Source organism: Methanomethylovorans sp. (genome assembly GCF_050177135.1).
Lineage (GTDB): Archaea > Halobacteriota > Methanosarcinia > Methanosarcinales > Methanosarcinaceae > Methanomethylovorans.
On record NZ_JBFXHJ010000021.1, the window covers coordinates 1 to 6,936 of the forward strand.

Here is a 6,936-nt window from a genome sequence, read left to right on the forward strand (position 1 = left end):
CGGAGCAAAGGCACTGGCAGACCATTTTGTTTCTGGCGTGCTCTCACTTCCTTGATATCAGCAGATGGCCTATCTCATCCAGTAATGCAGAGGCTATAACTCTCTTTGATCCTTTTATATGGATGTGACCGGGATCTTCCGCAGTAAGGATATATACTTCGTTATCCTCGGTACCAATTCCACTGCTTGCTACATCATTAGCAACTACAAGGTCAAGTTTTGAGGTTTCCAGGGTGTGCGTTGCTCTTTTGAGCAGCTCTTCCAGACAGGTTCCGGTTTCGGCTTTGAATCCTGCAATCAGCAAGTCCGGATATTTCTCTCTTGCTTTGCCTATCAGCTTGGCAGTAGGTTTCAGGCGTAGGGTAAGTTCTTCCCCTGACTTTATTTTGGTATTTGCCGGATCAAGGGTATAATCAGCTATGGCAGCTGCACTGATCAGTACATCATAACTACAGTCCAGTTCCCCAAGTACTGCTTCTGTCATCTGGGAGGCGCTTTCAGCATATATCTCTTTGATGCCTGTAAATCCCACTTTGTTGCGATGTACTATGGTCACTTCTGCCCCGCGCCTGTAGGCTTCCAGAGCAAGTTCCACACCAGTCTTGCCTGATGCTCTGTTTGTAAGTATTCTTATAGGATCAATAGCTTCTGCAGTGGAGCCGCTGGTTATAAGGATCTTCCTGCCTGCAAGTTCTCTGCTGCCGGACCGCCTTTCCACCTGTAGCACTATCTCTTCATTAGAGGCTATCTTAGCGATACCTTCCTTGATATCCGGTCCGATGAGCCCAATTCCCCAGCTTTTTATCTTCTCCAAATTTTCGATCAATGCAGGATGTTTATACATAGCTTCGTGCATTGCAGGTACTATCATCACTGGTATACCTGCTCCAATGGCCGTGGTGGCGAAGGTGGTCACAGGTGTGTCATCGATCCCGGATGCAATTTTTCCGATGGTGTTAGCTGTTGCAGGAGCTATGAGCAAAAGATCGGCCTTACCGCTCATACCGCAGAACTCCACATGCTCCACAGCCCCTGTTATCCTGGTTATCGCTTCATGGCCGGTGGCGTAGTGGAGGGCCATGGGATTAAGTATCCATGAGGCAGCCTCGCTCATGACAGCATATACATCGGCACCTCTGCGTATTAATTCTCTGGCAAGTTCAACAGTGCGTATCGCTGCAATGCTGCCGGTAACTGCAAGCACTATGGTCTTGCCTTCCAGTGAAGCTGAAGTACTGCCCTGGATCCAGAGTGTGGGGTGTTCACGCATGGTTTGCATGATTTTAAAAGGTCGTTTTTGATATTAAAGGTTGGTCTATGTTCCTTTCAGGAACGATGATTCTAATCCCTTTTTATACAAAGGTCAGGTGGAAGGGCTCTTGGAAGCTTCATTAGTATTGCCATATCTGCCTATGTTCATTCTGCCACCATTGGGCTCGGGTTCACGACTGAAGGGCGATAAAGGGTATCCTGCATCAATGAGCGGACTTGTTACAGCATCGTTTACCCATGCTTTGCCGGACCATCGGCCTGCAGTACTTTTCAGGTGATAATCGTGTTTTGTAGCATCTGCAAATAGCGGATCAACATAGATGTCGTCTTTATAGACTATACCATTTCCATTGTAATTATTATCCACATTATATATACAGTTGTTATCTGATACGAAAGTGTGATTTATGCTATCAGTGTTCCACAACCCACTGTCCTGGTATTTATCAGAGCCCAGTATAATATTGTTCCTGACAATGGTCGTGAACGATTCGTTCATTGCGGCTGCGTTCGGGTATTGGTAATATTTAATTCCCGCCTGGCCGCCATTATGAATAACGTTGTTCTCTATTCTTGTATTATTGAACTGCCCGATAACGATCCCCGCGTTGCTGTATCCGGTAAACTTATCGTATTGGCCGACATCATATATTATATTGTGATGTATGTACACATCCTTGCCACGTATCACATCGTCAGTGTCCTCTCCAAATATCCAGATAGCAGCACCATTAAGGGTATGGATCTTATTCCTGTATATCTCGATATTCTCGGACTCGTATCCATCGCTCTTGTCGATCTCGATTCCCGGGCCGGTTGACCAGTCCTGTATCTCCGAATGGATGATGTTGTTGTAGATCTTAGCGTGGCCTGAACTTGATAGTCTGAAAGCCGTGTTCGTCCTTGTAAATACATTGTTGTTAGCTGCTGTCACACCGTTCAGCCCTAGGGTGTACAGTGCTTCGTGTCCAAGCTTATATACTGAATTGTTTGTGAAAACGATGTTGGAAGGTTTGTCGTGGAAATAGTTCCTTACTATCAGGCCATCACTTGTCCCCCATTCCAGACGCATGCCAGTAACAGTGATGTCGGTACATTTGTGGAAATAGATCATATCGTAATATGCCGATCCCCGGGGAACTGACTGGTTCTCACTGTTCCCATCTATCTCGAAGCCCTTTACTGTGAAATTCTTGTTTGCACCATCCATGTTAGTGATCAAAGGTACATAATCTCCCCAATTGGCATTTGGTATGAGCTTGATACAGGCGCTGGAGTCCCCTGTGAGGATAGTGTTCGACCCCATCTTCAGGGTCCCATTTATCCAGTACGTATTAGGTCCTCTCAGGTATACTGTCCCACCGCCGATACTATTGACATATGTCAGTGCTTTATTGATCTCCACATGGTCATTCACTCCATCGCAGTTGTAATTTGCGTTTCCGTCGGTATCTACATATGCAATGGGTCCGGTTGGCACATTGACATTTGTGACAGTGTCAACTCCCTGGTCACCAGGTGAAACACACCCTGATATTGACAGGCTTATGATGAATACCAGGAATTTCAATAATACAGGAATTACCATACTACTTCATAGTAGTCGATAATACTTATTAATGTTTCACATGGATCCTGTGTAAAACAAACCGATAAAAATGGCTGTAAGCTCATTGAGCGTTTCTTTTTACCCATTCAGTATCCATATTGTGTAGTTCAGCACTATTGCAAACGATACCCACAGGATGTACGGTACCAGCAATAATCCTGCTGTTCTTGAGATCCTGTAGAACAGCCAGATGTTTACAAGAATAACCATCCATAGGACAACTATCTCTACAAGTCCGTAGAAAGGCGACCGCAGGCCGAAGAACAACACGGACCACAGGAAGTTCAGGAAAAGCTGTATGCTGAACACAACTATAGCTTTCTAAAGTCAAAAATTAAACAAATTTTGTTGCATGTCATCATTAACCGCAGCATTTGCACGAATATCATTTATTTCTTTGAATGAGTGGTAAGAATCTAGATACCATTTCTTTTTTGATCTTCTGAGGTTGCCAGATATTTTAACGAAGATGTCTCTTTTATTTTTGATACTCTCTTTGTGCAATTCACATGCCTTTATGTAGTCTCCTTCTTTCAAGGATACATGTATTTTTTCCTTACTTTTATCTTCAATATCGCCTATAATCAAGATGTTGTAATCGTTATCTTCATCTGTAGTTTCATGCTTTAATTCTATAATATTTCCTATAATTGTAAAATTATTAATCTCCTCGTTTTCTTGACGAAGTTTTTTTAGGATTCCTTCAATATAACTCATGTTAGAGTGCTTAATTTCTATTTTTGAATAATCTTTAATGTCTGAAGAAACATTGGCTATAGGTGAATAATTGATTGAACATTCAATATCACCTTTAGATATTCGCAATAAGTCTATTATAGCTTCACACATGTTTCCATTCAAGGCATTCTCATAAACGGAAGTGATGTCAATAATCTCTTCTTCTTTTCTTATCAACATGAAACTTCTCATTATCCTTTCATTGATTTTTCGATCACGAGATATTAGCGATTTATCATCGAACCATTTATCTAAACTCTTAACAGGAGTAATTATAGTAAATCCAAAACTACCAGCATATGTGTGACCAAACTTGCATTCTTTTACGAAAGAATCTCCTGTAGCCAGTGGTTTTTCAAAATAAGGCCGTGCTTCTTGTTCAGCAGAGGCAGAATATAACATTAAGTTTTTTATGTTTTTGATTGCCTTTTCAACATCATTAAAATCGATTGAATTTATTTTTGCACCCTTTGAGATGCTTATTTTCCATACGTCTTTATCTATACTCGATATTGATTCCAATATTTCTTCTAATGTCCTTTGCTCAAAGTCAGAAAGTGTATCAAATACATGAAACAATAGATTATTTAACACATGTGAATTTTTGTCTGGTAATCCTATTACTACTTTAAAGTCAGAGTCTAAATAATTGAAATATATTTTACTGTCACCTTTAGATTTCTCAAAAATCCATCCCTTTTTGTCCAAGTAAAGAGAAAGATTGCTGTAAGGAAAAAAGTAACTGTTTCCTCTATAATTATATTCTATCACTAACACATCCCCTTCATATTTGGTGACTTGAGCAGTTTTAATAAAGATTCAGGGGTTAAAAGATTTGCCAATGGAATCTTAATTCGTACTTTAGAATTGTTGTTAGAATTGGATAATTTTTCATCTACAGCAAACCAGTAACAGCACTTTTGCATAACCAAATTATCATGGGTTGCTGTGAGCCATGAATTTTTTTCTTCAGGTAAGAGTAACAATATAAGAATTAAAGGGGAAATATTAGATGTTTCTTTATAAACATTAATCAAATCATTGTAATTTTTCACATCCAAGTCATAAATAATATATTCATCTTTAAATTCCCAATTTTTAGTAGCTTTTAATTGATAATCTAAATGTAATCCTGAAGTACATCTTCTCCCGTTTATTTCCCTTACTTCTTTAAAAAAGCCATCTACTCCATAGTCTATATCATAAAACTGGACATTCAATCCAGCCATTGCTCCAATTGCCATTACATATGATTTACTTAAACATTCTTTACAGATTTCTTCAGTTATCATATGTACAGCTCTTATCGTTTTAGGATGCAGTTTCACTATATTTTATAATAGTAAACTCATCTTTGTTCCGATATTTAATAGTATTGAAAGAAAATTCTAAAATTCAAACATATACAACATATTACAATATTCTCCCTCTCTCTCTCACAAAATCCACAAAGCCCCTTGCGAATTCTTCATAAGAGCATGCCACAAGATGGGCATAGCAGCCCAGCGTGTTGTTTACTGTGAGCCCGTCCCAGCCATCGATGATGCCTGTGCCCCGGGAGAGTTTGATGGCGAATTTAGCATCTGTGGGCAGTTCTGTGACTTCGGAGTGGTGGAATTCGTGGGCACGGAAGTTGTTTCCTGTTTTACCGATGACCGTGTCGAGCGTGAGGGAACCGATATTGTAGCTGACCACGCGTTTATGTCCCATGAGCGTATGTCCGGGGAGTGCACCCACCATCTCGTGGGTGGATTCGGGCATGTCGGCCATGTTATATGTTCCTTTTCCCTTGACTCCTGTTGTGAGCTTTTGGGTAAGGTACATCAGTCCGCCGCATTCCCCGTAAATGGGCAGTCCTGCTTCAGATGCTGCTTTTATATCCTTGCGCATGGAAGTATTAGCCTCAAGCTCGGCAGCGAACAGTTCGGGATAACCACCGCCGATGTAGATCCCATCCACGTCCGGCAGGTGTTCGTCATGCACCGGACTGAAATACCGCAGTTCTGCTCCTGCAAGCTCCAGCAATTCAAGGTTATCGTGATAATAGAAATTGAACGCCTCGTCCAGGGCAATGCCGATGACCGGCTTCTCTGCCACCGACCGGGGAACAAAGATAGTGCTTGAGGGTCTTGGAAGAGGAGTTGCCTGCCGCGCAATATCCAGCACCTTCTCTATGTCCACACCTTCAGAGATAACATCCCTTATGGTGCTTATCCTGGCATCGAAATCCTTGGATCTTCTGCGCTCTTCGATGGCAGGCACAAGCCCCAGGTGGCGCATGGAGATCATCATCTCATTGTTACGGTGGATGATGCCTATCACAGGTATGCCTGTGTAGTGTTCTATGGCTTCCTTTGCCTTCTTGGCATGGCGCTGGCCACCGATGTTATTCAATATTACTCCGGCAATGTTCACCTGCGGGTCAAACGCCTTGAAACCTGAAACAATAGCTGCAGCCGAACGGGTGATGCTGCGTGTGTTCAGTACAAGGATGACAGGGCAGTTAAGGACCTTCGCTATCTGTGCAGTGCTGCCGATGTCACTTAAGCTCTCCAGGCCCTCATACAGTCCCCGCACACCTTCGATAATGGCAATGTCAGCCTCGCCGTCTGTTTCACACCCATGCAGGAACACATCGCGTACCCTCTCCTCATCCATAAGGTAGCCATCGATGTTCCTGGCCCTGCGCCCCGTGATCTCCGAGTAGTAACTGGGATCGATGTAATCCAGCCCTACTTTGAACGGCTGCACCTTGTATCCTGCTTTTGACAGGGCAGCCAGAAGGCCGATGGTAACAGTGGTCTTACCGGAAGACGAACTCCCGGCAGAGATCAGCACTCTGGGGATGTGCTTCTCCTCACCGGCTACAGGAGGACGCATGTTGACGGCAGCGGTCATGTGGATCAGCGTGTAAGCTCCCTTAACCTTTCATCATCCAGTGATGTTGGCAATGCTGAATCTGAATTTGACATGATGGCCCGGGCAAGGTCACGGTACACATGGGCAATGTCTGAATCAGGGGCTTTTTCAATGACAGAGAACCCATCTCTTTCGCAGTCCTGCACGATCTGTTCCTTAGGAATGAAAGCAACCAGTTTGCTGCCGATCTCCTCGGCGAACCTGCGCACTATCTCCTCTTCCCTTGTAACGCTGCGGGAGTTGCAGATCACACCACTCAGACGGGTATCTATCTGCCTGAGACCTTTGCAGATGTTATTAGCAGCGTACAGCGGCATGTACTCCCCGGATGTCAGCACGTATGCTTCGTTCACGAGTCCCTTTCTTATGGGCGCCACAAAACCACCGCATACTATGTC

General features: G+C 43.2%; 6 protein-coding genes and 1 pseudogene. All 7 read right to left on the bottom strand.

Annotation, left to right across the window (positions count from 1 at the left end):
- Positions 1-43 precede the first annotated feature (43 nt).
- A complete protein-coding gene (gene coaBC, locus AB7U21_RS03110; RefSeq protein ID WP_428386954.1) occupies positions 44-1,279 on the bottom strand; it encodes a bifunctional phosphopantothenoylcysteine decarboxylase/phosphopantothenate--cysteine ligase CoaBC in 1,236 nt (411 codons plus the stop codon).
- A gap of 84 nt (positions 1,280-1,363) precedes the next feature.
- Entirely contained in the window at positions 1,364-2,860 is a 1,497-nt protein-coding gene (locus AB7U21_RS03115) for a right-handed parallel beta-helix repeat-containing protein (RefSeq protein WP_428386956.1), read from the bottom strand.
- A 99-nt stretch (positions 2,861-2,959) separates the two neighbouring features.
- Positions 2,960-3,190, bottom strand: coding sequence for a TspO/MBR family protein (locus AB7U21_RS03120; protein ID WP_428386958.1), 231 nt, complete (start codon positions 3,188-3,190; stop codon positions 2,960-2,962).
- A gap of 18 nt (positions 3,191-3,208) precedes the next feature.
- Positions 3,209-4,396: a hypothetical protein gene (locus tag AB7U21_RS03125; protein ID WP_428386960.1), complete on the bottom strand. Its 1,188-nt coding sequence runs from the start codon at positions 4,394-4,396 to the stop codon at positions 3,209-3,211.
- A complete protein-coding gene (locus AB7U21_RS03130; RefSeq protein WP_428386962.1) occupies positions 4,390-4,911 on the bottom strand; it encodes a DUF4365 domain-containing protein in 522 nt (173 codons plus the stop codon). Before AB7U21_RS03130 ends, AB7U21_RS03125 begins: the two co-directional genes overlap by 7 nt.
- A gap of 121 nt (positions 4,912-5,032) precedes the next feature.
- Positions 5,033-6,517 (bottom strand): Ni-sirohydrochlorin a,c-diamide synthase, encoded by a 1,485-nt coding sequence (cfbB, locus tag AB7U21_RS03135; protein ID WP_428386964.1) that lies wholly within the window; start codon positions 6,515-6,517, stop codon positions 5,033-5,035.
- A gap of 5 nt (positions 6,518-6,522) precedes the next feature.
- A pseudogene (locus AB7U21_RS03140) lies at positions 6,523-6,936 on the bottom strand (nitrogenase iron protein); the annotation flags it as partial.

Excerpts from the sequence above, each read along its gene's own strand:
- coaBC (WP_428386954.1), bottom strand. The coding sequence starts at position 1,279 with ATGCAAACCATGCGTGAACACCCCACACTCTGGATCCAGGGCAGTACT.
- AB7U21_RS03115 (WP_428386956.1), bottom strand. The coding sequence starts at position 2,860 with ATGGTAATTCCTGTATTATTGAAATTCCTGGTATTCATCATAAGCCTG.
- AB7U21_RS03130 (WP_428386962.1), bottom strand. The coding sequence starts at position 4,911 with ATGATAACTGAAGAAATCTGTAAAGAATGTTTAAGTAAATCATATGTA.
- cfbB (WP_428386964.1), bottom strand. The coding sequence starts at position 6,517 with ATGACCGCTGCCGTCAACATGCGTCCTCCTGTAGCCGGTGAGGAGAAG.